Annotated in this window: 23 protein-coding genes and 1 pseudogene; 6 read left to right on the forward strand and 18 right to left on the reverse strand. The window is 68.5% G+C overall.

The annotated features are described in order from the left end of the window. Positions 1-23: 23 nt before the first annotated feature. The 8 genes and pseudogenes from GWK61_RS22600 to GWK61_RS22635 all read right to left on the reverse strand — a co-directional run bounded on the left by GWK61_RS22600 (position 24) and on the right by GWK61_RS22635 (position 11,090). Positions 24-1,478, reverse strand: a complete 1,455-nt coding sequence (locus GWK61_RS22600; RefSeq protein ID WP_194911111.1) for a serine/threonine-protein kinase — start codon at positions 1,476-1,478, stop codon at positions 24-26. Continuing rightward, entirely contained in the window at positions 1,475-2,581 is a 1,107-nt protein-coding gene (locus GWK61_RS59680; protein WP_194911114.1) for an FHA domain-containing protein, read from the reverse strand. Before GWK61_RS59680 ends, GWK61_RS22600 begins: the two co-directional genes overlap by 4 nt. Further along, the gene (locus GWK61_RS22610; protein ID WP_194911116.1) at positions 2,578-3,360 is read right to left on the reverse strand and encodes a PP2C family protein-serine/threonine phosphatase; all 783 of its coding nucleotides are present in this window, start codon (positions 3,358-3,360) and stop codon (positions 2,578-2,580) included. Before GWK61_RS22610 ends, GWK61_RS59680 begins: the two co-directional genes overlap by 4 nt. A 1-nt stretch (position 3,361) precedes the next feature. After that, positions 3,362-4,042, reverse strand: a complete 681-nt coding sequence (locus GWK61_RS22615) for a hypothetical protein (protein ID WP_194911117.1) — start codon at positions 4,040-4,042, stop codon at positions 3,362-3,364. Between the two features lie 46 nt (positions 4,043-4,088). Continuing rightward, positions 4,089-4,937: a hypothetical protein gene (locus GWK61_RS22620; RefSeq protein WP_194911118.1), complete on the reverse strand. Its 849-nt coding sequence runs from the start codon at positions 4,935-4,937 to the stop codon at positions 4,089-4,091. A 648-nt stretch (positions 4,938-5,585) separates the two neighbouring features. Then, positions 5,586-7,233 (reverse strand): annotated as a pseudogene (locus tag GWK61_RS22625) (IS1182 family transposase). A gap of 271 nt (positions 7,234-7,504) precedes the next feature. Continuing rightward, positions 7,505-10,051: a CHAT domain-containing protein gene (locus GWK61_RS22630; protein WP_194911119.1), complete on the reverse strand. Its 2,547-nt coding sequence runs from the start codon at positions 10,049-10,051 to the stop codon at positions 7,505-7,507. Then, positions 10,014-11,090 carry a tetratricopeptide repeat protein gene (locus tag GWK61_RS22635; RefSeq protein ID WP_194911120.1) on the reverse strand — a complete coding sequence of 359 codons (1,077 nt, stop codon included), beginning with the start codon at positions 11,088-11,090 and terminating at the stop codon, positions 10,014-10,016. The genes GWK61_RS22630 and GWK61_RS22635 overlap by 38 nt, the downstream gene beginning before the upstream one ends. A 166-nt stretch (positions 11,091-11,256) precedes the next feature. Between GWK61_RS22635 and GWK61_RS22640 the strand changes: the two genes are divergently transcribed. Next, positions 11,257-11,793, forward strand: a complete 537-nt coding sequence (locus tag GWK61_RS22640; RefSeq protein ID WP_194911121.1) for a hypothetical protein — start codon at positions 11,257-11,259, stop codon at positions 11,791-11,793. 2 nt (positions 11,794-11,795) lie between these two features. Continuing rightward, positions 11,796-12,659, forward strand: a complete 864-nt coding sequence (locus tag GWK61_RS22645) for a hypothetical protein (protein WP_194911122.1) — start codon at positions 11,796-11,798, stop codon at positions 12,657-12,659. A gap of 274 nt (positions 12,660-12,933) precedes the next feature. Here GWK61_RS22645 and GWK61_RS22650 read toward each other — a convergent pair whose 3' ends face one another. The 9 genes from GWK61_RS22650 to GWK61_RS22680 form a co-directional block, all read right to left on the reverse strand. Further along, the gene (locus GWK61_RS22650; protein WP_194911134.1) at positions 12,934-13,182 is read right to left on the reverse strand and encodes a universal stress protein; all 249 of its coding nucleotides are present in this window, start codon (positions 13,180-13,182) and stop codon (positions 12,934-12,936) included. Beyond that, positions 13,164-13,412, reverse strand: a complete 249-nt coding sequence (locus tag GWK61_RS60875) for an integrase core domain-containing protein (RefSeq protein ID WP_369125601.1) — start codon at positions 13,410-13,412, stop codon at positions 13,164-13,166. Before GWK61_RS60875 ends, GWK61_RS22650 begins: the two co-directional genes overlap by 19 nt. Next, positions 13,324-13,560 carry a hypothetical protein gene (locus GWK61_RS56755; protein ID WP_228562764.1) on the reverse strand — a complete coding sequence of 79 codons (237 nt, stop codon included), beginning with the start codon at positions 13,558-13,560 and terminating at the stop codon, positions 13,324-13,326. Before GWK61_RS56755 ends, GWK61_RS60875 begins: the two co-directional genes overlap by 89 nt. Continuing rightward, positions 13,530-13,754: a hypothetical protein gene (locus tag GWK61_RS56760; RefSeq protein WP_228562765.1), complete on the reverse strand. Its 225-nt coding sequence runs from the start codon at positions 13,752-13,754 to the stop codon at positions 13,530-13,532. Before GWK61_RS56760 ends, GWK61_RS56755 begins: the two co-directional genes overlap by 31 nt. Positions 13,755-14,332: 578 nt before the next feature. Continuing rightward, on the reverse strand, positions 14,333-14,935 hold the full coding sequence (locus GWK61_RS22660; protein WP_194911123.1) for a hypothetical protein: 603 nt from the start codon (positions 14,933-14,935) through the stop codon (positions 14,333-14,335). 1 nt (position 14,936) lies between these two features. After that, positions 14,937-15,404: a DNA/RNA non-specific endonuclease gene (locus GWK61_RS22665; RefSeq protein WP_194911124.1), complete on the reverse strand. Its 468-nt coding sequence runs from the start codon at positions 15,402-15,404 to the stop codon at positions 14,937-14,939. Between the two features lie 356 nt (positions 15,405-15,760). Then, positions 15,761-16,552 (reverse strand): maleylpyruvate isomerase family mycothiol-dependent enzyme, encoded by a 792-nt coding sequence (locus GWK61_RS22670; RefSeq protein WP_194911126.1) that lies wholly within the window; start codon positions 16,550-16,552, stop codon positions 15,761-15,763. Between the two features lie 1,041 nt (positions 16,553-17,593). Next, positions 17,594-18,889: a M23 family metallopeptidase gene (locus GWK61_RS22675; protein ID WP_194911127.1), complete on the reverse strand. Its 1,296-nt coding sequence runs from the start codon at positions 18,887-18,889 to the stop codon at positions 17,594-17,596. Positions 18,890-18,983: 94 nt separating this feature from the next. Then, positions 18,984-19,448, reverse strand: coding sequence for an integrase core domain-containing protein (locus tag GWK61_RS22680; RefSeq protein ID WP_194911128.1), 465 nt, complete (start codon positions 19,446-19,448; stop codon positions 18,984-18,986). A gap of 110 nt (positions 19,449-19,558) precedes the next feature. Between GWK61_RS22680 and GWK61_RS60880 the strand changes: the two genes are divergently transcribed. From GWK61_RS60880 to GWK61_RS59685, 4 genes are all read left to right on the forward strand, one after another. Then, positions 19,559-19,984 (forward strand): AAA domain-containing protein, encoded by a 426-nt coding sequence (locus GWK61_RS60880; RefSeq protein ID WP_194911129.1) that lies wholly within the window; start codon positions 19,559-19,561, stop codon positions 19,982-19,984. 79 nt (positions 19,985-20,063) lie between these two features. Then, positions 20,064-20,306 carry an AAA domain-containing protein gene (locus tag GWK61_RS60885; RefSeq protein WP_194911130.1) on the forward strand — a complete coding sequence of 81 codons (243 nt, stop codon included), beginning with the start codon at positions 20,064-20,066 and terminating at the stop codon, positions 20,304-20,306. A gap of 14 nt (positions 20,307-20,320) precedes the next feature. Then, entirely contained in the window at positions 20,321-20,650 is a 330-nt protein-coding gene (locus GWK61_RS22695) for a hypothetical protein (protein ID WP_194911131.1), read from the forward strand. A gap of 160 nt (positions 20,651-20,810) precedes the next feature. Then, entirely contained in the window at positions 20,811-22,274 is a 1,464-nt protein-coding gene (locus tag GWK61_RS59685) for a plasmid pRiA4b ORF-3 family protein (RefSeq protein WP_194911132.1), read from the forward strand. Between the two features lie 92 nt (positions 22,275-22,366). Here GWK61_RS59685 and GWK61_RS22705 read toward each other — a convergent pair. Beyond that, on the reverse strand, positions 22,367-23,388 hold a 1,022-nt coding region (locus GWK61_RS22705), incomplete at its 5' end, for a 2-oxo acid dehydrogenase subunit E2 (protein ID WP_194911133.1).

The following is a 23,388-nucleotide window of genomic DNA, read 5'->3' on the forward strand; positions in this document are numbered from 1 at the left end:
TCGTGTCAACTCCCTGTGCTGTTTCAGCTCCCGCAACCTTCGGGGGACCAGTCGGGCTGGGCGTCGCTCCCGTCGGCGCGGACGACCTTGACCTGCACGCACAGCCGGGTCCCGGCCGGATCGGGGAGGTCGAGGGCAGCGGTTCTGGTCACGCCGTGACGGGATCCGTCAGAGGTCTGCCATTGAAAGGTGTCGCTGGCCTGCGCGGCCGAGTAGTTCCAGGTGAAGTGCAGGGCGGCCGGGTTGGGGCGGGCGGCGGTCACAGCCGGCATGCCCGGCGGGAGATCCTCGCCGACCAGGCCGGCGCCGCCGGGTGCGGAGTCCCCGGTGCCCGACGCACTGGGCGCCGGGTTTCCATGTCCGCCGCCGGCCAGGACGGAGGCCGTGATGACCGCGCCGCAGACGAGGACGGCGGCGGCACCCGCGGCGATCCGGTTTCTCCGGGCGCCGGTCCGGATGGGCCGTTCGACCGGCTCCGGCTCGGTGACCTTGATCTTTGTACGGTCCGGGTCGGATATGAGGTGGGACGGAGGTCCGGGCCGCAGTGATGTCTTGGACGACGGGTCCTCAGGACGGTCACCAGGCCTGAACCGGCCGGCATCACCGCGCCGCTGAGTTGCGTCCGGTCCGGGCTCGGACCGGTGCCCGCCGAGCCGCTCGCCGATGGCTGTCAGCCGGGCGCACACCGTCGCGGCCGACCCCGGCCGCGACGCGGGCCTCGGAGCCAGCAGTGCGGTCACGAGCTGGTCGAGTTCGCGCGGCCCGCCAGGCAGCGCCAGTGCCGGCGCGGTCCGGGTCATGATCCGCTGCTCGATCTCGTCGACGGAATTCGCGCCCCCGGGATCGTGGAACGGCGACCGTCCTTTCAGGACATGCCACAGCGTCGCGCCCAGCGAGTACAGATCGGACTGCACGGTGGCCGCCTCGCCGGCCAGGGTCTCCCGCGGCGACCACGGCACCGAGACGTTGAACTCCGACGACGTCCGGGTTCCGGAGCGCGTACCGACGATGCCGAAGTCCGACAGATGGTAGCCGTGTTCGTTGATGAGGATGTTCGCCGGCTTCACGTCGCAGTGCACGAAGTCGGTCTCGTGCACCTTCGCGAGGGCGCCGGCGATCTGGATCCCGACCCGCACCGCCTCGGCGACCGGCAGTGGCCCGCCCAGCTTCACCCGGGTCAGCAGATCCCCGCCGGGGTAGTACGGCATGATCAGGATCCGCCGGCCGTCGGCCGCGGGCGGTGCGTCGATGATGCGCACGATGTGCGGATGCCCGTCGAACTGGGCCATGGCCTCGACCTCGCCGGTCCGGCGCCGGGTGGTGGCCTCCGGGCCGAGGGCCTCCAGCACCTTCACCGCGACCTGCCGGCCGGTACCGACCTGCCGGTAGAGGTAGACGGTCGCGTGGCCGCCCTTCGCCAGGTCCCGGATGGGCGAGTAGCCGGAGATCTGCGGCGGCTCGCCGCTTCCCGATCTCATCGCACGGCCCGGAGCTCGAAGGAGACGGCCTCGGACAGGTACACCACGGTGCCGGGGTCGATGACGGTCGGGGTGTGCGGCGGCAACAGTTCGGGCTCTCGCGCTGGCAGCGCCACATACGTCCCGTTGCTCGAACCCAGATCGACGACGAAAACCTGCCAGCCGTCCAGACGGATCTCGACATGCTCGCGGGACACCTCGGGATCGCTCACCCGGATGATGTCCGGACGGCGGCCGGCGGTCAGTTCGGTGTCGCCGAGACCGCGGCCCAGGACCACGTCGCGCTCCAAGCGCAAGGGCTCGGGATCGGTCGACAGCACCAGTTCGCCGAGCGGAGGGCGGGGCACGGTGCTGACCCGCCGGTCCGGAATCGGGGATCCGCAGACGCGGCACGATTCGGCCTCGGCCGGATTCGGGTGCTCCTTGGGACAGTGGACCGCCGGGACGGTGACGGAGCCGTTCGCAGAACGGGGAGACCAGGTGCGGCGCCTTGTTTTTTCGGCGTCGCCATCCTCGGGTTCGTAGACCGGGGGATCCGGAGCCGCGACGCGGGCGGCTCCTTCGTCGATGCCGGGTTCACCCAGCAATCGCTTCGTCCAGGGCAGCTCGGCGATGATCTGGGTGTAGAAGCCGACTGATGTGGTTTCCGTCTTCGGCTTCGGCTTCGGCATCGGCATCGGCGTACCGAGCGCTGAAGCTTGGACTACACCGACCGCCAGCGGCAGCGAGGCTTCCGCGGATCCTGTCTGCTCGCGGGCCGACAGACGGAATCCTTGGAGCCCTCCTGGGACTCGGCGGTCGGCGTCGGACGCGATGGTGACCAGGCTGCCGTCGGCGATGTGCAGCGCGACCTCAGCGGCACCGCGTACCACCGCGCGCGCGACGTCGCCGTCCCGATGGACGAACGCGTACGCGGCCCGCGTCATGACCAGGGAGTTCAGCACCTCGTCGGACGACGCCGCATCACGGATCAGGCGCCAGCAGCGGGCCACGGCCGGGTCGTCGGGCGAGGTCTCGACCAGCAGCCAGGATCGGGGACCGGCGACGGCGGTCCAGGCGCCCGGCGCGAAGACGAGGTCGGCGACCGGGTCATACGCGGTCACCGGAGAGCCTCCGTCCCTGCTTGCCGAGGCTGGGTCTCCTCACCCGCGGTTCCGGCCGCGACGGTCCGGTGGTCGACGACGACCGCGGAGATATCGTCCCGGCCGCCGGCCGCGATCGCGGCGCGGACCAGGGCCCGGGCCGCCGCTGACGAATCAGGTTCGGTCTCCAGCATCTCGGCGATGGCGGAATCGGCAAGCTCCAGGTACAGCCCGTCGGAACAGATCAGAAACCGTTCACCGGGCACGGGCGGCAAGACCCTGATATCGGGCTCGGAAGCCGGCTCCGAGCCCAGCGAGCGGGTGACCAGGCTCCGCCGGCCGACTCCGACGGCGGCGTCGGGGGACGCCGCGGCTTCCGAGACCTCGGCGGCCTCGTTGTGGTCGAGCGTCAGCTGGGTGAGGCGGCCCTTGGCCCACCGGTATACACGGCAGTCCCCGATGTTGAACACGACCCAGTGCTCCGTGCCGGCCACCCGCGCGATGCCGATGCCGGCGACGGTGGCCCCCATGCCTCGCTGGTCCGGTTCCCGGAACGCGGAGGCGAGTATGTCGGCGTTGGCCTCGGCGAGCTGAGCCCGGAAGCCGTCCGGTGTCAGCACCGGTTCCCCATCGAGCAGTCCCAGGCGCGCGATCGCCAGCGCGCTGGCTACCTCGCCGGCGGCGTGGCCGCCCATTCCGTCAGCGACGGCGAAGATGGAGCGTCCGGCGAGCACTCGGTCCTCGTTGGATCCGTGCCGCCGTCCGGCCTCGCTGGCCGTTCCCGCCAAAATCGCGAGCATGTCAGGCTCCTGCGTGCGGGCGAGCCGCCGGGACCGGGCCGGCTGCGGCGCTCTGCAGGTCCGGCGCCCGGTCCAGCAGGTCCGCGAGTTGCCGCCGGATCACCGCCCGCGACGTTGGGGTTCCGTGGTCCGGGCTGTCTGCGTCGTCGGACAGGTACCAGGTACCGTCCGGCTTCAGAGCGACGGCGAGGCTCACGACGTCCCCGCCGGCCGTCGACTGGACCACCGTTGCCGCGGGTCCGCCGTCGCGGGCGCACCAGTCCACGAAGGCATTGACGGCCTTGGACAACGGCTCGGCACCGTCGCCGAGGTCCACCGCGAAGTGGCCGAACGTACCGGGGCGAAAGGCGATGCGGAGCCGGGGCGTGTCGAAGAAGTGTGTTGTGGCGGCTTGTTCGCCGTACCATCCTCCGGCACTGGTCTGGGTGTGGCTCGAGGCCAGCGTCGCCGTCACTGCGAGGAGCTCCGGTTGCAGAGTGACACCGTCCGGGTTCTCCGGATCCGCGGGGTCCGCCACGCACAGGCCGCGGATCACGAGAGAGGCCAACCCTGCGGCCATCACGCCTTTGCCGGGGCCGTTCGGCGTCAGTCGCAAGCGCTCACGGATCGGCTCGGTCGGGCGCGGGCACGACGCCAGGAGGAACTCGAGCTCGGCGAAGGTGAGGAGCAGTGGAGCAGGCATGGGGCGTGGCCCTTCGAGATGGGGGCGCGGGGCGGGGATTACGCGTTCACAGGTGGATGCGGCCGAGGACCGAGCTGACGCCGTGGCTGACGATCCGATCCACGGCTTGCACGGCATGGACGTCGGATTCCACGACGAAAGCCGCGGAGTCGACGACGTCGGTGGCGACTCGGTGAACGCCGTCGACGACCTGCTGACCAAGGTGGGGATCGACGATACTGGCGACGTCGTAGGTGACGGTGACCGCGGCGATGACAGGCTCCAGCGGCTCGGGGACAGCGCTCAGAAGGGTCAGAACGCTTGCCGCGTCGAGGACGGCACCTACTTCGTGGTCGGCGGTCACGTAACGTTCGGGTCCGGTGGTCGGGGCTCCGCTCATCCACAGCGAGCCGAAGTTGAAGGCCAGGCCGACGGCACCGAGTCCCTGTTCGACGTGCCAGTGAGTGAGGTTCTTTATGCCGTTGTCGACGGCCTCGAGTTCGTCCGGCGTGGCCGCACCGGCCAGATACTGCGCCATGCGGAGGCTCCCCGCGCGGAGAGTCTCGGCCGTCTCGGGCGCCAGATTCGCCAACGCCGGCGGAAAGGTGAAGGGGAACAGCGCGGCACCGGTGCCCTTCAGGAGGTTGTCGATGCCATGGTCCCAGGCCACACCGTTGCCACTGCCGCCGACCCCGCCCGCGAAGCCTTCACTGGCCTGCCGCTGCTGCGCTGCGTTGATCCGCAGGATGAAGCCGGACCCGCGGAGCCACTCCTCGACCTGGAGCAGCCGATCTGTCAGAACGGTGTCCCAGTAGTGCCGAAACTCGTCGGCGTGGCCGCCCTCCCAGTACAGGCGGGAGAGCAGGGTCGTGACCTCGTTCCGGATGGTCTCGAACTGCTCCGCGGCCGTCACCATGCGCTGGGCCTGTATCTCAAGCGCACCTGGGTCTGCCCCACTCAGCGAGGACACAGTATGCTTTCCCCCTACTTCTGCAGCTTCAGAATGAGGAATGGTTCCGCAATAGCCGGCCAAAGACTCCGGCCAGAGAACGTGAATCGCGGCAGACGAAAGCGATGCCTCGGATCACCGGATGAACGCGCGCTGGCAGTGCGGCGCGCATTTCCGGAACGCGGACCTACTCCTCATTGTTCTGCAAGCGTGATCGAGATCCCCAGATGCCAGCCCGCATTGGAGATCCCACCCGAACTTTGACCGTTGGCGCCCGGCGGACCCGCCGACCACGCACGGGACGCGACTGTAGCGTGGTTCTGACATACTTGTCACGGGCTGGCGGGCGCCTGGCGTGATTACTTTGCGCAACCTTCTCGACCGAAGGTCTCATCGTTTCTGCTGCGCCTGCGGCAAGTGAGCGCGGCTTCGGCTTATACCCTTAGCGAGATATCAATGCTTTGTGATTATTCGCTCGCCGGGCATGAGCCGTTCAGGGATTACCCGGAGACTGCGCCTGGCGATAATGTCGTCCAAGCTGGTTAGGCGGCGTGTTGGTATTCGTGCACGATGCCTGCAGGACTCTGTTGCTTGATGTGATCTGGTTTCGGTGTTTTATGCGGTGAGGGCGAGTTCGAGTCGGGTGTAGTGGCTGATCCGGGTTGCTCCGAGTGGGGTGCCTGTCCACCAGGCGTCGAGTCTGACGAGGTTGACGGCGGACGCGATCAGGACTTGTTCCAGTCGGATCTTGGGCAGGCCGCGGTAGCGGGACCGTCGGGCGTTGCAGTGGCGCACAGCCTGGGAGATGGTGCCCTCGACGCCGGCCCGGGTGGCGTAGCGGTCGAGCCAGGCAGGGGTTTGCTGTTCTGTGCGGCGTTGGACGAGTGTTTCGTGCTGTTCGCGCGGGTGCAGTGTCAGGCCGCGGAAGGCGGCGGTGGTGCAGGCCGCCGGCCGGGCAGGTCAGGCAGCCGACGCCGTAGAAGTCGACGTGGATCCGGGGCTGTCCGTCGATTCTCGTGTCGATCCAGCGGGTGCTGGTCTTGCCTTGCGGGCAGGTGAGCTGCTGTTGGTCCCAGTCGATGTGGAAGTCGGCCAGGGCGTAGCCGTTGCCGGCGTGGGCCTGGCGGCCGCCGGCGGCTGGGACCGGGCCGACCAGGTCGATCCCTTGCTCTGCGGCTTCCACGATGAGCAGCGCGCTGGTGTAGCCGGCGTCGACGAAATGCTCGGCCGGGGTCCGGCCGGCCGCGGTGAGCTGAGCGTGCAGGCCAGGAATCCGGCGGGAGTCGTCGATCGGCGCGGGAACGGTGTCCACGGCGGTGATCAGGTGTGGCGCGTCATCGTCGCAGGCTTCGGTGTAGTGAGTCTTGTAGCCGTCCCAGACGGTGGTGCGCTTCACCCCGCAGCGGGCATCGCAGTCATGAGGGCTGACCAGCCGGTCGGTGCCGGGAGGCAGGTCCTTCTTGTCCCGCCACGCGGCCTGCTTTCCATCCCGGCAGTACTGCTGGTCCCACACCTGTCGAAGTACCGCAACCGCCGGGACGGTCGCCAGCCACGTCGGCGCACAGCCATCGCCGGCAAGGTCCAGCAGCCGGTAGCCGTCGGCGCCGACCTGCACGGCGAACGCGGCCCGCTCGGCCTCGCCCTTGGGCAGCCGGTAGGAATCAGCGCGCTTGCCGTAGCGGCGCACCCACTCAGGGCTGACCGCCCCGGCGGCCACCAGCCACTGCGGTGCTGCGGCCGCCAAGGCCTCCAGCGCGCAGCGCATCGTCTCGGTCACGAACTCCAGCCTGTTCAAGTCTCGGATACAGGCCAGCACATGGGTGGCGTCGGTACGGACCCGGCCGCCGGTCCGCAGCAGCCCAAGCTCATCGCATCGTTGAAGAACCAAGTCCAGGATCCTCTATTCCATCCCGGCGGCGATCAGCCGGTCACGGAACTGCGACAGCACCGTGAAATCGAACCCGGGATCGGCCAACGCCAGCCCGAGGGCAAACTTCCAGTCGATCCGGCCACGCACCGCATCCGCGGCTTGTCGATCGGTCAACCGCTCGGCGAACTGCAGCACACTGACCAGCGCCAGCATCCCCGGCGACGTCGAGGGGCCACCCCGGTTAGCCAACGCGGCCACGAAATCAGCGTTCTGGAACACCGGGCCCAGCTCGTCCCGCAGCCGGATCGCCAGACAACCATCCGGGAACGCAGCCCGGGCCACCACCACGGTCTCAACAGGAATTTGGGGAACCGGAAGCGGACGCATCGACACGGGAAGACTCCTTCATCCCCGTAACCGACGACCTCCCCGACAGCATCCCGCCAACCATCACATCAGACAACAGAGTCCCTCAGGCGTTGGAAAAGGGTGAGCGCTGAGCCGGGACAGGCCTGCGATCAGCCCATCGCGGGGGCGACGGCGCCCACGCGGTGGGTCTGCCGCATCGCCGCGTGAGTGATGACAGGTGCGGGCAAGCCGCGCGGACTCCAATCAGAACGCTCGCAGACAGCACTCACCAAGGTCGTCGAAGGCCATCACGAGCTCAGGCGCCTGCGTGAATATAGGCGGCCCACACTGAAGGGAGTGCGCGCATGCCAGGCCGATCCCGAAGAGCGCGCACGGCGTAGTGAAGCGATTCAGCCGAACGTGTGGTGTCGAACCTGGCATTCTCGCTTCCGTCGCCGTCCTCCAAACAGGTATAGAACTCGGCAGCCAGATCGACTGGTGTCGAGCCGAGAAGTTCCCACAGAGTGGCGATGACGTGCGGGAATCCGGCCAGTTGGAAGGCGCCGGCCAGGTGGATCGCCTCGTCGGCGAGATTTCCGTCACCGGGGAAGGCGGTATGGCAGGCAGAGAGGTACGCCAGCCGGGCGCGTTCGAGGCGAATGCTGGCCAGGCTCGCGATGTTCAGCGGCCTCGTGGCGTGGTCTTGCAGCAGCAGGCGGGTCCGGGAGGGGTCCACGGGATCGTGCTCGGCGTGGCAGGCGAAGTGTACGAGGGAGCAGTACGGCAGCTGCCGCGACACAGCTGCGTGCGTGGGGCGCTGTGGACATGGCTTCGCAATATCCTGTGTCTCCTCGGCGTTGTGGCCGCCGAACTCTGTGCCGATCGGGATGCCCGTCAGTAGTGTCGGCTCGGGGAGGCGCCCAGCGAGCAGGGCCGCCTCCGCCGCTGCGGAGCGGAGCGGCGACAGACCGGGGGTCGTCGGCATGGCGACAATGAGGGATCTGTCGTGCCAGGCCTCGGTGGTGGCGGCTGCTCGACGGCGCGCATGAGTCAGCGCGCGGATGGTCGGGGTGTACGAGGAGATCGCGAGGTCGATGACGGCGTTACCGGAGCCGGAGTCAGGGCTGGAGCTGGTGACCGCCGCGACAGCGCCACGATCATCGGCCTCGTGCGGGGATGCGGCGTGCATCGGCAGCAGTCCGAGCAACCCGCCGGTCGCCCACCACACCCGCGGCCACTCGCCTTCCACCGGCACTTCGCAGATTCCCAAAGCCCGGAGGGCCGGCTCGGCCGCAACCTCCCAGAGCCAGCCCAGGACCTCGCGCACCACGGCCTGGGCCCTGATCCGCCCAAAGAATCCGGCCGCGGGGTCCGCTGCGGTCCTCAGGGCCTGATAGAAGATCTCGATCTTGGCATGAAGGGTGGTGGGATCGAAGCCGGGCAACTCGACGGCCGTGATTCCCGTACTGCGCAGGAGGAGCGCATCGCTGCGTCGGCTGTTCACGTTGAAGGTCACCACTGGGCCGTCGGCCGCCTCGGCCAGCAGTTCCTCCTGTGCGGGAAGGCGGCCGAAGCCGGTGAAGCCCGGCTGAGCGCGGATCTGTGCGAGCAGCTCGTCAAGCGCGCGGCTGGCGGCACGCGGGTCGGTAGGGCGGGTGGCGCCCTGCCGCACGCGAGCGGGCGGCCGGTTGATGAGCTCGCACAGCCGTGCGTACTGTTCGGCGAACGCTGGATGCTCGCGCCGCAGGTCGGTCAGGTCGCTGCGGGTTTCCAAGGCGACGCTGAGGATCACCGCGCGGCCCGCCTCAAGCAGCTGCAAGGCCCGGGGCGCGCGTTGCGGTTCGGGGCGGCGGGTGTCCTCCAGCGCCAGTGCGGCAGCGTCCGAGGCGAGACCGGCAAGGCTTTCCAGGGCGTACTGCTGATCCGAGCGCGTCAGGTGGCGGGCGGCCACGGCCGGCAGCAGGCCGACAGCGGTCTCGAGGGCGTCGACGAGGTCGACGGCGAGGTCGACGGCGCCGCGCGCTGAGCCGAGCGCGACGGCCTCCTGCGCCGCCTGGATGCGGATGCTTGGCGGGGCTGAGACTGCGTGAACGGCGGACAGATACTGGGCCATCGCCTCATCGCGGTCCCGATCCGGACCCGAGCCGTGGCCAGCATGCCCGTTCGACTGCTCGAAACGCGCGCGAAGGGCGCTGGCGAGGTTGCCTGAGCGCCCGGCACGGTCAGGATGGTCGGCCGGCAGCGCGGCGATTGAGTCGCGGCCGAGCTTCACCGCCTGGTCCAGATCTGCCGGGTCGCCGTAGAGCTCGAAGCGGGTGCGTAGTGCGATTCCGAGATTCGACAACATGGCGCTACGGTCGGGATGGTCCTGTCGGGCCGCGTTCACGGCGGCGCGCCCTACTTCGACCGCCTCGGCGCCGTCCCCAGCCCTGTGTGTGCGATCGAAGCGGACCTCGAGTGCGACGGCGAGGTTCGCCAGACGTTCAGGCCGGTCCGGGTCGGTGAGCGCCGTGGCGTCCACCGCTGCGCGGCAGATCCGTACCGCTTCGTGCGCGTCTCGAAGTGCCTTCTTGCGCTCGAACCTGGTCCGCACCGTGATCCCGAGATTGGACAGATGCGCACCTCGGTCGGGATCGTCGGGCGCCGTCGCGGCCACCGCTGCGCGGCAAGCCCGCACCGCCCCGGCCAGATCTTCCACCGCGCCCGAGTTCTCGAAGCGCGTCAGGAGGAAGACACCCAGATCGGACAGGCGCCCAGCGCGCTTGGGGTCGCGCGTGGCAGTCGCGGCCGCGGCCACCCGGCACACCCGCACGGCTTCGTCCAGATCAGCGGTCGAACCTGTGCGCTCGTAGCGGGAGTTCAAGTCGACGGCCAGACCCGACAGGAAGCGCGCGATCCGGGTCGTGGGGACCTGCCGCTGCCGTCGTGTCGCGTGCAGCCCGGATGGCCTCGTCCAAATCCGCAGCCTCGTCGCGGCGCGCAAAGCGAATGCGGAGCATCGCAGCCAGGTTCGACAGGAACAACACCCGCTCAGGATCATCGTCCAGGGCTGCCTCCAGGGCACAGCGGTTGATCCTGATTGCCTCGTCCAGGTCAGCGGGCGCCTCCGCGTGCTCGAAGCGGGCATGAAAAGCGGTGGCCAGGTCCGAGACGAACATCGCACGTTCCGGATCGTCCGCCTCGATCGCATCGACTGCGGCGGCGCGTACGCGCACTTCTTCATCCACGTCGGATGTGCGTTCGAAGCGTCTGAAGCGTGACTCCAAGCCGTGGGCCAGATTCGCGAGGATTCTCGCACGGTTGGCATCGTCGTCTGGGCACGCGGCCGCAGCCTCGCGGCCGATCTGGATCGCTTCGTCCAAGTCTGCGGTCGCGTCGGAGTGCGCGTACTGCTGCTGGAGGGCTACGCCCAGATTCGCAAGGCTCCCAGCGCGTTCCGCGTCGTCGACGGGTGTGGCGGTAACGATTCGCCGCCACAACCGGACGGCCACGACGGACTCGTCAGCATCCTGTGTTTCTACAGCGTCCGAAAGCAGGCGAGTGCCGATCTCCACGGCCGCAGTGGCGAGTTCTGGGAGCAACTGCTCTGGAAACTCGGTGAGCAGGCTTCCGGCCACCCCGGATCCGGCGGCCGCCAGCGGTTCGGAAATAGTCGCGGGGCTGACGAATATGGGAAGGAACATCTCGATTGCTGCTTTCCGATGTCCGGCCGCTGACTTCCCGCCTGTCAGCTCGCCGCCGATCGCGACGTAGCGGTACCAGTGCAGCCAGCCGAGCAGGGTCCGTGCTTCGAGTGCGGCCGCGCCCCCGTCGTCCCGGGCGGCGATGACGGCCGCGAGCGCTTCCATGGCGTCGACCACCGCTGGCTCGAGCGCCGCAGCCGCACTGCCAGGTTCCGCCATGCCGCGCAGGCTCCGCCGAACCGCGGTGAAAAGCTCCCGTGCTTCACTTTCCACCGCTGAGCCCCCAATCTCGTATAGCCTGCCACAAAATCGCACCACGCCCAGCGGCCAGCTTAGTTCCGCAGATTCCGGACTCTCGGTACGGCTCGCGGATAGGGCGAAGAACATGGATGGCCGCGTCACAGCCGACCGCCCCACACCCGACGGAATCGAGAAGCTGGTGGCAGACCAAGGTAATGCCGAACCGGTTGAGGCCCTGCCGACGACACCCGGTGCGGCGCAGCCGACGGATTCGGCTGCCGAACCATCGGAACGCACCCGCGCGCGCCTCGAGTACGTGTGCACACATCACACCGAACTGAGCGCGGAACTGATCCACATCGCCGGTGCGGAACAGGACGAGTCAGTGCTGCTTCGGAGCCTGGCCGTCGCTCTGGCCGAGGACCAGCCCTGCGAACCGGCACTCGAGGCGATTCACCAGGCACTGATCGAGGCCAATGACCAGCTCGGCCTCGACGGGCGGATCGACCCTGAACCGCGCGGCCCGCATCCGGTAGGCGTCGATCCCGCGCGGCCGCCCGCGACTGACGAGACCGTCTATGTGTGCCCGAAGGCCCGCTGCCCCCGCTACGCGTTCCACCCGGCCGGCGCCTCGGAACGCTGCGACATCGCGCACCTTCCGCTGCGCAAGGACCGGCTCTAGTCATGACCGACTTCATCAGCACTCTGAGTAAAAAGCTGGCCGAGCGCTGGCTCACCCTGCTTGTGCTGCCCGGCGTGCTGTACCTGGCAGCCGCCGCGACCGCTGCCGCCCTCGGCCAAGGCGTCACTCGCAGCCTGAGCCTGAGAGGTCTCGTCCACCAGGTCGGGGTGTGGGCCAAGGCGCCCGCCGCGGTCACCACAGGTGGGCAGATCGTGCTGCTCGGCGCGGTCCTGGCCGGCTCAGCCGCGACCGGATTGGCAGCGCAGGCGCTGGGTTGGGCCGTCGAATCACTCAGTTTGGCGGCGAACTGGCGTGCCTGGCCGGTGCCATTGCGAAACCTCGCCAAGTGGCGGGTCGGCGCCCGTCGGACCAAGTGGACCAAGGCTTCGGCGGATTACCAGTCGGCGCGCGAGGAGGCCGCAGAGGCGCGAACCCGAGGGCAGTACGCTGACCCCGACAAGCGCCGTGCCGCCTTCCGCAGAGTCATAGCCGTCGCGCGGATCCAGCCTGACCGCCCGACCTGGAGCGGCGACCGGATGCACGCCATGGATGAGCAGTTGCGCGCCGAGCCGGGTGTCGACCTGCCGCAAGACTGGCCGACGCTTTGGATCGGCCTTGAAGACGCCGCTCGCAAGGACATCACCGAGGCGCGTACGGCTTTGACCCGTGCCACGACGCTCGGCGGTTGGGCCGTGCTCTACGCGGTGCTCGTCATCTGGTGGTGGCCCGCCGTCGTCGCCGGCGCGGTGACGGCTGTCACGGCCCGCCACCGAATCCGTACCGCCGCCGACACCTATGCCGAGCTCGTTGCAGCAGTCGGCCGACGGTACGCCGCCGCCGAACGAGAATCCGGCGCCGCAAACTGAGCGCCAGCCCATCGTTCCGCACGTCTGAGCCGACCTGTCACGCGCCGACGGCCCGAGATCGTCGCCGGTCCGCCCGTGAGATGGCGCGGCGCCTCGCACTCGACCGGCTGCGCGCCGACCAGCGGGTTCAGGCCTTCTGCACCGGCGCGGCCCCAACCTTGATCGGCGCCATCGCCGGTTCGGCGATCGGCGCTCGCGGCCCGGCACAGCGGCGTCAGCGCCCAGGGCGCCCGGCGCCGCACTGATCGGGTGGCCGGTCGGTTGACACCGTCCCTCACGCCAACGCCACCACCGCGACCGGGCAGTCAGAGTGCTGCAGCAGCGTCTGGGTCACGGGTCCGATCTGCATCCCGTGGTGCCCTTCGCCGTGCCGGCGGGCGCCGGTCACCAACAGGTCGGCGCGGTAGGAGGCTTCGACCAGCAAGCGGCCGGCCGAGCCGGTGGCGACCCGGTGAGACGACTGGACCTCGGGGTTGTCCTTGCCGAAAAGCTCATCCGTGCCGGTCAGGCCGCTGGCCGGTATTCGTTGATGACGCCTCCTGCGCGGCGGGTTCGGCGGGCCCGGAAGTCGTCGAGGTCGGTGACGTTCGGCGGTAGCGTTTTGCGCGGCGCGGCTGCAGACAGTCCCATATGGGGCCGGTGATTGTTGTGATGGGCCTCGGACTCACGCAGGATTCGGCGCAGGTGTTCTTGGTTCCATATCAGGGTGCGGTTCAAAAGTTCGCGGCGGACGGATCCGACCCAACGCTCCATTTGCCGCGTTCATACGTGGTGTTCGCACGTTGCACAGCACAGTACGGATGCCAGCGTCCGCCAGGATCGCGTCGAAGGCTTCGGTGAAGTTGGAACCACGATCGCGGATCAGGAACTTCACTGTGGCAGCGGCGTCGTCGAGGTCCATGAGCATGTTTCGGCCATCTGCGTGGTCCACTCGCCGGTCGGATGGAGCGTGCTGCCGAGGATGCGGATTCGGCGGGTGGCATGTTCGATGACGGCCAGGACGTAGACCTTCGTAGCGTCCAGGAGGTCGGCGGTGAAGAAGTCGGCGGAAATGATTCCTTCGGTCTGGGACCGCAGGAAGCTCGCCCAAGTCACCGAGCCGTGTCGTGGCGCCGGGTCGACGCCGGCGTCTTTGAGATTTCCCAGACGGTGGGGGCGGCGACGGCGATGCCGAGGCCTGCCAGCACGCCAGAATCCGCCGGTAACCCCACGCCGGATTCTGGCGTGCCATGCGCAGCACCAGGGATTTGATGTTCCGGTGCGCGGCTGGACGACCGTTCTTCGGACGGGACCTCTTCGCCCAGCGGCGCCGCAGCAGGTCGCGGTGCCAGCGCAGGATCGTGTCCGGGGTAACGAACAGACACAGTCCAGCGCGGCGCGTTTTGGGTACCGGACCGAGCAGCAGCGCGATGATCGCGCGGTCAGCCCAGTCAGGTCGCGGACGCTTTCCTGCCGTGGCGAGTTGACGCTGCGGGACAAGAACGGCCAGGGTGACCCCCGCGGCCCGGTTGAAAGCGCCCGCCATCGGCGGCTGCGACTCACGGATCTTCCGGTCGGAGTCGATGTAGCGCAGGGCCGCCACATGACGGAACGCAGGCTCCGGGGGCACCTGCGGCACGATGTCGCTGTTGTTGAGCGTGGTGGAGCACCACTCGCGGTCCATCACGGATGGGTCATGGACCGTCCGTCGGCTGCGGCGGTCTGGGGCGATGGACCGGACGGCCGTCGAGGCCGTTGCAGAGCGGCTCGTAGTCGTCGAACGTCCGGCCACGGAGCAGACGCTCCGGAACCGCCCCCGTGACGAGGTCGTACATGAACCGGTCGAAGGGCGGCTCGAACTCGGTCCAGGCGTTCTCGTCGTCCACCATGTCCAACCACAGGATCGGCCACTCATCGGGCTCCCGGGCGGGCCACGCAAGGAAGAAGAACGCCTCGCGGTTGATCGATTGACCCCACCGGATCAGCCCTTCCGGTTCCGGATGGATCGGGTGGGGAACGCTTGGCCGCGGCCCCCATTGCCGTCCCGCCCGCCGACGTTCCAAGTAGTCGCTCCCAGCCTTGATACAAGAAAGCAGGTCACGGAAGCCATCGGCGGTCGGCGAGGGATGGGCAAGCTCTATCGACCCGATCAGCGCGAATCCGTAGGCCTCGGTGAACTCCACGAACGCGCGCGGGAGCCGCAGCCCGAGACAGTCGTGGATCGGAGACCAATCGGGCGGCGGCTGGTTTTCCGGCCGCCCAATGGTCTCCATGATCCGGTCGAGGTAAGAAGTCACGTCACGGACAAGTGCCGGTGCCCACGTTCACCGACGGGTCGTCAATGAAGGTGCAGGTGTAGTTGAACGTGGGCCCAACCGCCTTCACCGTGATCGAGGTCGGCACGGGGTCGTTGGGACCTGGGTAGTTCGGCACCGATTCGTAGGCAACCGTGTCCGACGCACCCAACGCTCCGATCTTACTGAGGATGTCCTTCTCGAAGCCGTTCATGGCTTCACTGTCGACGGTACGCGAGAATGCGACAAGGTTCCGGGCGTCGGTCCCGTACCCGCCGAGGGAGTTGGCGAGCAGGTGAGCCTTACTATTGGCCCGCTGGTCCGCGACCGGGTAACCCTCCACGTTCGTCGCCCTCGACGCCTCGTTGCCGCCTGTGCGTGGACCGGGCGTCGCGGTGCCATGCGATACCCGACGCCACGATGCGACACCGAAGACCAGACGGAATCCTTCCAGAACGTCACGATCCGGCACGATGTAATGCGGAGTCTGGTATCGAACCCTTGACCTGATGCGCTACGGATCAGAAGGTTTGTGCGCACGTGGTGAAGTCCCAGCTCGCAGTCGCGAGCTGGGACTTTCGTTGTTCAGGTACGACAAACGGCGGCCCGATTCCAGAATTTCACCCATAGTGCCTGAACAATGCTGTCCCCGGATACCGCTGGCGACAGCCCATCATGGCTGGTCAGCACTACTGTCGGCCAACTGGTCTGAAACTGCGAAGCCAACGGCCGAAGGACGGTCGTGGGCTTGTCGGCGCACAAGGACTCTCTAGCCAAGAGCTGCGGGTGCGGCACCCACAACGCCCCGCCTCCGGTGACGCGATCGGCCTAGTACCCGGGGAAGACCTTGCGCAGCAAGTCGAGGTCGGCGACGCCGGTGGTGACGATCCCGGTCGGCGTGTGCCGCGGCGCGAGACGTCCGGCTTTGAGACGCAGCCACGCCTCGGCCGGCAGCGTGAGCGTGCCGTCGTACTTGTCAGCGACCTCGAAGCCGGTGCTCACCGGGGTGGTCAAGTTCAGGGCGAAGTCCGACTCCGGCTCGCTCGTGGTGACGTGGAGGACCAGGCTCTCGCCGTCGAGGTGCTCGGGCTTGCTGATCCATGCGGTGAGGTCCGGCTCGCCGTGCAGGAGCTCGCGGACGGCTTGCGGCGTAAGCGTCGCGTTCACGTCCGAGGCGACACGGATGTCCCAAGAGTGCATGGCCACCTCATTGAGACGCATGCGCCCGGCGGTCGCCACGTCGATCGGCGCGGGCAGGAAGCCCACATCGATCCTCAGGCTTTTACGCGCATCGGCATCCAGCGATTCGTACAGCTCGGTCAACTCGCGGTTCGCCACGACGTACCCGTCGGCGCGCTCCCGGCCGGACATGGCGTTCCACCGGTCCCAGACAGACTCGTTGAACTCGCGGCCACCGAGCGCCGTACCGTCGAGCGCGGCTTGGAGCGTCGCCCGGTTGATCTCCGCGCCGCTGCCCAGGTGGCTGAGGACTTGCGAGATATCCCACTCGGACGCGGCCGAGGGCCCGGCCAGGTCATCGTCGCTGAACACCGCGACCTGCTGGGCCAGGAGGTCGTACTCGCTGCGCAGGGCGGCGATCACCGTATCGGGGCTACTCATGCGTTCTCCAGGATCGACGGGGTCCTACATCGCTCAAATCTGCGCGACGATCTCACGGTAGACGCGCTCGCAGCACACGACCGCGCTGGTGAACAAACCTGAACCGGCCTGAGTATGTTCCCGGTGAAGTGGACCTCACCCTTCCGGACGCCCTCGTACCCTCCGGCGCTGGTCGCCGGAACGGGCGCCGGTAGCCGTGGATGGTGGTGCCGGGAACTTGTCGTCGGCGGATCCGGTCGGCATGGGCCGGGAACAGGGCCACGTTCGGGGGCGCGCAGGCACATTCCGTCGCCTTGGTGGCTGCGGCCAGCGTTGTAGTGCGCGATGTACTGGTCCAAAACGACGCGCAGGTGGCGTTCGCTAAGGATGTGAAAGAAGTCCGTGGCCAGGAGAGAATCGACCTGGGTTCGCAAAAACGTGCTCTATGAGTCGTCGCAGCGTTTCGGTGGCGGGTTCCGGTAGGCGCGCAGGATCTTGCGGATCGTGGCCGCGGCCACGCGGTGTCCCAGCCCGCGCAGCTCGCCTGGATCCGCACCGCGCCCCAGGTCCGGTCCTCCCGTGCCATGGTGACGATCAGCTGGACGAGTTCGTCGCTGATCGGTGGCCGGACCGGCGGCCTCGGCTGCCGCCACTTGTTCGCGACCAGACGCCGATGCCAACGCAACAGCGTGCCCGGGGTGGCGAACCGGTGGCCGCGCAGTGTCTTGGGCAGGAGCTTGGACAGCGCCGCGAGCACCGCCCGGTCGGTCCAGGCGAGCCTCGGCTTCGGGTTCGCGCGGCACAGCACGGCCACCGCACGGCCACCTCCTGGCGCAACACCAGTGTCTCGGTGTTCGTCGACGCCTTTGAACGGGCCAGCAGCGCCAGCCAGGCCAGGAGATTCACGAGGCAGACCGACGACCACAGACCCCGATGATGACACGGAATCACCCGAGGTCAGGCCTCTTGGCCGAGTTTTCTGAACAGGACAGGATTCACCTCGGCGTGAAAAGAGGCTCGCGCGGGATTTGTCATCCGATGCAAGCCCCTAGTAGCTCGGCTTTACTTCCCCTTCACCACATGCGGCTGCACGTGCACCGGAGCACGGCGCTGATGCCCCCATTCATGCGCCGGGGGAAAGTCCACTAGATCTGTGTACAGCGGCAGTCGGCCGTGCAGCCATTGCGGCCGGAATCCGCTCTGGAACGGCACGACGTCCCCGTCGAGTGCCGCCTCGACCGAGCTGTCGCCCTTGCCGAGGGCGGCAAGCTTGAACTGCTCGAACTCGTAGGGTAGGCCCTGGGCACTCAGGAACGAGGGACGGTCCATCACCTGAAAGTGCAGGTGCGGGGCGCCGGAGTTGCCCGAGTTGCCGAGGTTGCCGATCTGCTGGCCGGCGCGGACGTGTTGCCCGACGTGGACGAACGAACTCGGGCTGCCCGGCTTCATGTGCGCGTAGCCGGCGTAGAACGTGTGGTGCTGGTATACGAACTTCTCGATGATGTGGTTGCCGGCGAAGTCCTTCAGGGGCAGCCGGCCCAGCGGGGGTTCCTCGGTCGGGACCTGGTCGGGAAGTCCGTCCACCACGGCGACGATCTCGCCGTCGGCTACGGCGTGGATCGGGGCGCCATAGTAGGCGTAGCTGGACAGGGATGTCGCGGGGCCCTCGAAGAGCCGGCCGTGTTCGTCCAGCCTCAGCCAGTCGATCGCGGTGCGCTCGGGGAAGTTCGTGGTGCCGTCCAGAGGGTTCACCGCGCCGCGGTGGGCTGTGACCTCCGAGCAGCAGCCGTTCGCGTCGAACCAGCGCGGGCCGGCCAGCGGGGACTCGATGACCGGGGTGGGGAGGTCGGAAGCCGGGGTCTGGCCGACCTTCACCGTGACTTCGTCCGGGATGAGTCCCCCGGCCTGGGGCTGGGCGAAGGTGATCCGGACACGGTGGATGATCTTCTCCGGGACCGGGCTGCCCAGGGGGACCGAGGCGTCCATCCAGACGATGGCCTGCTCGCCGGCGGCGATGACGGCCGGGCCGGTGATCGGGGTGGCGAGCTGGGAGATCTTGAAGTGAGAGGCGACCGTCGGCCCGCTGAGCGACTGGAGCACCCGCGACGGGTGGTCGGCGTCCAGCGCCTGGACCGACGCCACGGTCGCCGGGTCGGGCGCGTAGTTGACCATCAGCAGCTCGTAGACCAGGTGGATCCGGCCGTCGGTGGCCGCCACCGGCGTCGGCTCGATGGTCGGGATGACCGTGACCGCCGTGACCTGGTCGGCCGGAAGCGGCTGGCTGGCCCGCGCGACGGAGGGCACGGCCAGCAGGGCCAGCGCTCCGGCGAGGAGGGAGGAGCCGAGAATTCTCCGCATGTTGTTCCCTGGAGTCGAAATGGGCTCGTGTCGCCGTCGTCCGCCAGCGTGGGTCGGGGTGATGGTCGGAGCATGGTCCGGCGATCCGGCGCGCTTATGTCCGCTTATGCGAGAGAACCCACGATTGGCCTGACTTCGGGAGTGTCGGAAGGACCTGGAGGACGTGCGGGGGCAGGCGCGTGGGCGAAGGTTCGAGAAGGGCCGTCGATGCCCTCAGCGCTGTAGGGGCGGTACGGCCCAGCACGTCGTCATCAGCAATCGGCGACAGCTGCGCCTCGCGAGCCATCCGCCGAACTCGCCATCGCATCAGCCCTGCGATGGTCAGAAGCTGGTCGAGGACGACGCGAAGGTGGCGTTCGCTGGCGATGAGCATCCGGTCGGTGCACTCACGGAGTACGGACCCGACGAACCGTTCGGCAATGGCGTTCATCTTCGGCGTTTGCGGCGCGGTTGTGAGCGCGGTGATGCCGGTCGCGCTGAATACTGCGTCGAACGTGGCGGTGAACTTGGCGTCGCGGTCCCGGACAAGGTGGCTGAAGCGGTGCTCGGCGGCTTCCATGTCGGCGGTGAAGTCCCGGGCCAGCTGAGTAGCCCAGGCGGCGGTCGGGTACCGGGTGATGCCGAGAAGGTGGACCTTGCGCGTGGAGTGCTCGATGACGAAGGCGCAAAGTGTGGCTCCGGCTATTCCAACAGCTTCACCATCTGTGCGCACGCCATGAGCAAGACGCAGGCCTGCTCACGGGACAGCGCCGAATGCACCCGGACATCGGCGAGTTGGTCTCGCAGACATACTATGACGGACGCTTGGAGCATCACACGCAGGACCCTGAGACCAAGCGACCGGACATCAAGATCCTGCACGGCTTGACTACGCCGGCCGTGCTCAAAGACAAACCATCCTCTGGCTCGACCTGCCGTGGGCCGGTGAGGACCCGCTCGCCACGGAGAGCACGACGCCCAAATACCGCAACCCGGCTAAGGCGCGCGCTCTCGGACGGTTCCTGCATGGACTGCGCGGCGACCCGAACCAACCAACTTACATCGCGGTCCTGTCCCCATACGCGCAGCAGGTCGGCTACCTCCTCAAGGAGCTGAACACCCCGGAGCCGCGGAAACACCTTGCAGCATCCGGTCTGCACCTGGCACCGGACCCCTGCGGTCGAGGCTTGACGCAGTGGACGAAAGTCGCAACGGCTTCTTCACCGTTGACTCGTTCCAGGGAAACCAGGCGGAGATCATCGCTGTCAGCCTGGTCCGCAACAATACCCGCCTCAGCGGTGACGGCCTCGGCTTCCTCGTCGAGTCGCCCCGAATGAACGTCCTGCTCTCTCACGCCGAGCGCCCCACGACACGACGCCGGACGGCGGCTGCGGGCTCAATCAGCTACGCGCCACGTTCAAGGTACACAACCGGCTGATCACCGAGGGCTTGGTGACGCTGATCCAGGAGGGCTGGGTGGCCATCGTCCAGCAGGACCAGGAGATGCGCTACCTCGTGACGGACGCCGGGAACATCACCGTCGAATCCGGCCGCCGCCCGGAGAACCGCCACGTCCGCACCGCCTACGCGACGATCGCTCGCGAGCGCCTGACCGGCCGGCTCGCTCGTGCCAACGACCTGGCGCTGGTCACCAACCGCGAGGTGCGGCACGCAATGAGGCGCTCGGTGTGGAGGCAGGCGCTCAAGCCGTCGATCACCCGAACCGCGATCAACGGCGGCGAGGCGGAGCGCCTGCTCTACCGGTCGAGCGAGAAGCGGTGAAGGTCCGGCCGGTCCGGAATCTGTGCCGTCCATGCCGTCGCGGGCTCGGTCGGGGTGGGACAATTCACCGATGGGTAGCCGTCGCAAAGCCAACCGCTCTCTGAAGATCACCCACCGCCGGGAGGACGCGGCTTCGGTTGTCCCGGGGTGCCGATGTGCCGTGTGCGACGGAGGGACTGCCGCGCTGCGCCGGACGTTCGCGTCCGGTCTCGCGGACCTTTCCGGTCTCGACGGGGCCGATGCGATGGAGACGGCGTGTTCGACGTTGTTCGGGGTGATGTCGATCAGCGTCGGCGAGGACGCGCTTCATGGCTGGACGCAGGTCGTGCTGCCGATGCTGCGACAGCGTGCCACGCCGGAGGCGGCAGCGGTCATGTGCACGATCGGCGCTCTGGGTGGCGGCAGAATCGAGCAAGCGGCCGAGGTCGAACTCGGGCGTCTGGCCGCGGCCGGGATCCAGCCGCCTGCCTGGGTGGAAGCGCTGCGGTCGCCTGTGACGGCCCGCGACCTTCGCGCGTACGAAGATCCCGACGGTTCGACGTTGCTGTTGGCCGGGCACCTGTCCCGGGCCGGCACCGATGCGGGACTGGTGATGGCGGCCGACCCCGAGAACTGCGGCGCGTTGGAAGACGTGTGGGTGGTGGAAGGCGACACGTTCGCAGACGTGCTGGCGCGGATGCGCAGTCTTGGGCAGCGCACCGGCGCGCCGCTGGCCGAGGTGACACTCGACGCGGCGGAGTGGCGGTGGCAGGCCGAGGCAGCGATGGACGCTCGGGCCGTGCATGACGCCGCTGACGCCGCTGACGCCGATGACGTGGCCGACATGTTCGAGGAGTTGTCCAACGCCGACGGCGACGGTCCCGGGTGGCGGGCGATGGAGGCGATGCTGCGGTTCTGGATCGGGCAACTGCCTGATTCCGGCAAGCCGAAGCCACCACACGGCGACGAGGCCGAACCTCCTGCGGTGCTACGGGAGCTGTTCGCTACCGGGGCGTACGCGAATTGGGCGTCGGCGCGCACGCCGTACGACCCGGCACGGCCGGCCGCCGTCGAGCTGCCCGCCCGTCGCAAAAAGTCCGACGACCCGGCGCCGGTATATCGGCTGCGGGTGGACCTGCGCGGGGCCAGGCCCCCGATCTGGCGGCGGCTGGAGGTCGCCGACGACACGACCTTGGCCGAGCTGCACCGTCTCCTGCAGATCGCATTCGGCTGGGACAACTACCATATGCACTGCTTCGAGACAGATCTTGGTACGTTCGGCATCGCCGACCACGACCTCGGCTACCGCCCGGAACAGGCCGCGACGCTGGAGCAGGTCCTCGCCGAGAACGGCAAGATGACCTACACCTATGACTTCGGCGACAGCTGGGAGCACGTCATCACCGCGGAGTCCGTCACCGCTCCGGCCGAAGGCGTCGCCTACCCGCGCTGCACCGGCGGCCGCCGTGCCGCCCCACCTGAGGACTGCGGCGGGATCTGGGGCTACGGGGCACTGTGCGAGATCCTCGCCGACCCCGAAGACGAGCAGCACGCCGAACGACTGGAATGGCTCGGCCTGGACGACGCCTCCGAATTCGATCCCGCAGCGTTCGACCTGACCGAGACCGACCGGCTGCTGCGGTGACGTTATCGGTGACGTCGTCGGTGACATGGCCCGGCTCCATCTGATCGTCGGTCGAAGGCCGGGCACGGAACCGCGGTGCGGAACGCCGGCTCTCACAGCAGCGCCCGCACCGGGTTCTCCACCACGCCGACGAAGGCCTTCAGCCACTCGGCGGCGAGGATGCCGTCGATGACGCGGTGATCCGCGGACAGCGTCACCCGCAATACTGTCGCGACCGCGACGACGCCGTCCTGGACGACCGGCTCGGGCCGGGCCGCGCCGACCGCGAGGATCATCGACTGCGGCGGATTGATGATGGCGGCGAACTCCTCGGTGCCGTGCATGCCGAGATTGGTGACGGTCAGCGTTCCGCCGGCGAGTTCGTCCGGGCGCAGGGTCCCGGCTCGGGCCCGGTCGGCGAAGTCCCGGACCCGTGCCGCGACGACGCTGATCGGCATCCGGTCCACGGCGTGCAGCACCGGAGTGACCAGACCGGTCTCGGTGGCGATCGCCACGGCGAGGTCGGCGGTGGCGAAGCCGCGGGTCGCGTCCTCGGTCCAGATCGCGTTGGCCGCGGGGACGAGGACGTGGGCGCGCGCCGCGGACTTGAGGATCAGGTCGTTGACCGAGACGCGGTCCGGGCCTGCCGCGTTGAGCTCGGCGCGGAGGGCGAGGAGCTTGTCGACGCGGCACGTGGCCCGGACGTAGAAGTGGGGAATGGTCTGCTTGCCCTCAGCCAGGCGGGTCGCGATCGCGCGGCGCATACGGGTATGGGGGGTGTCTTTGTAGCCGGCCGTCGTGGTCGGCGGCGGGGCCGATTGCGGCTCTGCCGCGGCCCGGGGCGCAGGCACCGCGGCGGCGATCGCCGCCGTGACGTCCCGTCGGACGATGCGGCCGCCGGGCCCGGTGCCGGCGATGGCGGCGAGGTCGAGTCCGGCCTCGGCCGCGAGTCGGCGGGCCAGGGGGCTGGTGAAGATCCGGGCCGACGCGGGGGTCGCGCGGTCGTCCGTGTCAGAAACCGCGGCCTGGTCCGAACTGACCGGACCGACCGGACCGACCGGACCGACCGGACCAACCCGACCGGTCTGGCCGCCCCGGTTCACCCCTCCCCCGTCGAGCCCGGCCACATCCAGCC

Source organism: Catenulispora rubra, from assembly GCF_015356825.1.
In the GTDB taxonomy this organism is placed as follows: Bacteria; Actinomycetota; Actinomycetes; order Streptomycetales; family Catenulisporaceae; genus Catenulispora; species Catenulispora rubra.

Bases quoted from the DNA above. Each gene is read 5' to 3' on its own strand.
- GWK61_RS22600 (WP_194911111.1), bottom strand. From the start codon at position 1,478: ATGAGATCGGGAAGCGGCGAGCCGCCGCAGATCTCCGGCTACTCGCCC.
- GWK61_RS22670 (WP_194911126.1), bottom strand. From the start codon at position 16,552: ATGAGTAGCCCCGATACGGTGATCGCCGCCCTGCGCAGCGAGTACGAC.
- GWK61_RS22615 (WP_194911117.1), bottom strand. From the start codon at position 4,042: ATGCCTGCTCCACTGCTCCTCACCTTCGCCGAGCTCGAGTTCCTCCTG.
- GWK61_RS22645 (WP_194911122.1), top strand. From the start codon at position 11,796: ATGACCGACTTCATCAGCACTCTGAGTAAAAAGCTGGCCGAGCGCTGG.
- GWK61_RS56755 (WP_228562764.1), bottom strand. From the start codon at position 13,560: ATGGACCTCGACGACGCCGCTGCCACAGTGAAGTTCCTGATCCGCGAT.
- GWK61_RS22610 (WP_194911116.1), bottom strand. From the start codon at position 3,360: ATGCTCGCGATTTTGGCGGGAACGGCCAGCGAGGCCGGACGGCGGCAC.
- GWK61_RS22680 (WP_194911128.1), bottom strand. From the start codon at position 19,448: ATGGAAGCCGCCGAGCACCGCTTCAGCCACCTTGTCCGGGACCGCGAC.
- GWK61_RS22675 (WP_194911127.1), bottom strand. From the start codon at position 18,889: ATGCGGAGAATTCTCGGCTCCTCCCTCCTCGCCGGAGCGCTGGCCCTG.
- GWK61_RS22640 (WP_194911121.1), top strand. From the start codon at position 11,257: ATGGATGGCCGCGTCACAGCCGACCGCCCCACACCCGACGGAATCGAG.
- GWK61_RS60875 (WP_369125601.1), bottom strand. From the start codon at position 13,412: ATGGAGCGTTGGGTCGGATCCGTCCGCCGCGAACTTTTGAACCGCACC.
- GWK61_RS22635 (WP_194911120.1), bottom strand. From the start codon at position 11,090: ATGGCGGAACCTGGCAGTGCGGCTGCGGCGCTCGAGCCAGCGGTGGTC.
- GWK61_RS22620 (WP_194911118.1), bottom strand. From the start codon at position 4,937: ATGGTGACGGCCGCGGAGCAGTTCGAGACCATCCGGAACGAGGTCACG.